At 67.0% G+C, this 2,179-nt stretch carries 2 protein-coding genes and 1 pseudogene; 1 reads left to right on the top strand and 2 read right to left on the bottom strand.

What is annotated here, in order from left to right; genetic code table 11:
• Window positions 1-194, bottom strand: a pseudogene (locus ACFWF3_RS33175) (DUF2252 family protein); the annotation flags it as partial.
• Between the two features lie 110 nt (window positions 195-304).
• Window positions 305-1,558 carry a PucR family transcriptional regulator gene (locus ACFWF3_RS33170; RefSeq protein WP_379317872.1) on the bottom strand — a complete coding sequence of 418 codons (1,254 nt, stop codon included), beginning with the start codon at window positions 1,556-1,558 and terminating at the stop codon, window positions 305-307.
• Between the two features lie 176 nt (window positions 1,559-1,734).
• Between ACFWF3_RS33170 and ACFWF3_RS33165 the strand changes: the two genes are divergently transcribed.
• The coding region (locus ACFWF3_RS33165) for a class I SAM-dependent methyltransferase (RefSeq protein ID WP_379317870.1) at window positions 1,735-2,179 on the top strand (445 nt) is incomplete at its 3' end.

Below are 2,179 nucleotides of genomic sequence, written 5' to 3'. Positions count from 1 at the left end.
GCCGTGGGCAGATGCGGCAGCAGAGCGGAGGGCCTTGCCTCCTTGACCTGGAGGATCAGCGGCTCGCCCCGGTGGTCGAGCAGCAGCACCACGTACGACCGCAGGCCCACACTGCCGGTGCCCACGACGCGGAAGGCCACGTCCTGGACGGCGTACCGCGCAAGGAGCGGCAGCCGGTGGTGCTGGAGGCGATCGGAAGCAGTACCGATCTCACGATCGGAACCGGACGGGAAGCGACCCTCAAGGGTCTGCGGGGCACGCACCGCCTCACTCCGGTCTGCGCGCAGCGGTAATCAGAATTGGCTCAACTGGGCCGGGGAGTGTTCTGCCGCCAGTACAACGCGTCCAATGCGACCGCGACATGCACGCCGTTCTCCGCCAGAGGACGTGGCAGCAACTCGTCCGCGCGGGCGATCCTGCGCAAGATCGTGTTCCGGTGGGTGAACAGGCGCGCCGCAGCGCGCGTGGCATTGCATTGCTCGTTGATGTAGACGAGGACCGATTCGCGTAGTTCGCTGTCGGCGTGTTCCAGATCGCCGAGGGTGTACTTGATGAATCGGTCGGCCTGAGCGCCGTTTTCGGTGATCAGCGAGGTCAGTTGCACCTCGCCGAAGGTGACCAGGCGTCGGGTGCTGTGCGGGCGGGCGAGGATTCGATGCGCGGCCTGCGCGTCGAGATGACTGGTCCGGAACCCGGCGAGGTCTCGGCCGGTCGAGCCGATGGCGATCCGCACGCCGGGGATATGGTCCAGCGCTTCGGTCAGTGCCGCGGTGTCGGGAGGGGTGGGGCCGGGCACCCACACCCACAGGGTGGCCGCGCTGGCGAGCACGCTCAACGCCGTGGCCGCCCCGGCGGCCTGTGTGAGTGCCCTTGTCACCCGATGCGGTTCGTCGAGTTCGGCACCGGGAATGTCACTCCAGGCGATAGCCGCGGTGTGGGTGGCGTCGAGCCGGTAGCCGAGGCGGGTCGACGCGCGCTCGATGTTGGTCGGCTCCCCCTCGAGAATGAGCGAAATGACTTCGCGGCGTTCGGCATACGAGCCGCGGGCGAGTTCGTCGCGCTCCTGACCGATGACCTCGGTGATCGCCTCGATGGTGCCGTCCACGAATGCGGCGATCGAGGCGGCGGTGACCTCCAAGACCTCCTGCAGCTCGAACGGGTCCGGCGTGAGAATGAAGATGATGGTCATCCACCGTCGCCAGACGACATTTTGCCCGACGCGATAGGCCTGCAAAGCGGCCTCGTTCATGCCGCGACGGACCAGGTCGCGAACGATGGCGATCTGGTCCGCACCGAGATTGATCGGCACCGGCATTCCCGGATCGGCCACGTTGGCCGAGGCCCAGTGCAGCAGGTTGCCACGATTGACGCGCCGGACCGCCTCAGCCAGCAGCGGATCCCCCGCGACAGCACGCAGGCTGGTTGTCAGGAGAGTGGCGTCATAGAGTTCGTCGAGCCATTCCTCCGGCGCGTTCAGCGCGATCTCGGCACCTTGGCGGATTACTTCTCGCGCGCGGTCGGACAGGCGTCGATCGAACAGACCATCACCGGAGTGCACCGTGTCATTATGCAACCTCCGATCCGAGTTCATCTGCGCCGAACTGCCCGTCGCCGGCCCGCGTACTTCGTCAACGACACCCGCGACCAGGCCGCGGCGTTCGTCCGCGAACAGCTCAGCCGGTAGCCGCGAAACTCCGAGGTGTCGCCGGGCGGTCGCTGGCATAGTGATTTCGCATGGGACGGACGTTCGAGGATTTGATCGCCGAGGCGGCATCGGCGCCGGTGGAGGGATGGGATTTCTCCTGGCTCGACGGGCGGGCCAGTGAGGCGCGTCCTTCGTGGGGTTTTCAGCGGCTGATGAGTGATCGGCTGCAGACCGCTTCCGCTGCTCTGGATATTCAGACCGGTGGTGGCGAGGTTCTGGCCGAGGCGCAGGTGTTCCCGCAGACCATGGTCGCCACCGAGTCGTGGCCGCCGAACATCGCCAAGGCGACCGCGTTGCTGCATCCTCGCGGCGTCGTTGTCGTCGCCGCGCCCGACGAGCCGCCGTTGCCGTTCGCCGATGCGGCGTTCGATCTGGTCACCAGCCGACATCCGGCGACGATCTGGTGGGCGGAGATCGCGCGCGTTCTGCGTTCGGGGGGAACGTATTTCGCACAGCACGTCGGACCGGCGAGTG

It is taken from the genome of Nocardia sp. NPDC060220, from assembly GCF_042727815.1.
Classification (GTDB): Bacteria; Actinomycetota; Actinomycetes; order Mycobacteriales; family Mycobacteriaceae; genus Nocardia.
The sequence above is the reverse complement of the archived record's forward strand: the minus strand, read 5'-3'. Positions and strand labels throughout refer to the sequence as shown.